The 333-nt window shown below is 57.1% G+C and carries 1 protein-coding gene; it reads left to right on the forward strand.

The genetic code is table 11. The features are described from left to right. Positions 1-333: immunoglobulin-like domain-containing protein (locus tag BFL40_RS34140; protein WP_177217207.1), on the forward strand; the 333-nt coding region annotated here is incomplete at both ends.

Below are 333 nucleotides of genomic sequence, written 5' to 3' on the forward strand. Positions count from 1 at the left end.
ACGGCGGTGTTCCACACCCCGGCCAACGACGTTTACAACAACGGTTCCACCGTCAGCACCACCATCACCAAGACCGACGGCGGTAACTTCGAGAAGTTGGTGACAAATCCTGATGCGGCTAAAACTGTCATCACCGACTCGATCGATACCACCACCGTTACCCTGACCGCGGACAAAACCGTGGTTGAAGGCGGTGACATCACGTACACCGCGACCTTGACCAACAAGGCGCAAACTGACGTCACCGTAACGTTGAGCAACGGCCAAACCATCACCATCAAGGCCGATCAACTGACTGGCACGGCGGTGTTCCACACCCCGGCCAACGACGTT

The sequence above is a fragment of the Pseudomonas costantinii genome (genome assembly GCF_001870435.1).
In the GTDB taxonomy this organism is placed as follows: Bacteria; Pseudomonadota; Gammaproteobacteria; order Pseudomonadales; family Pseudomonadaceae; genus Aquipseudomonas; species Aquipseudomonas costantinii.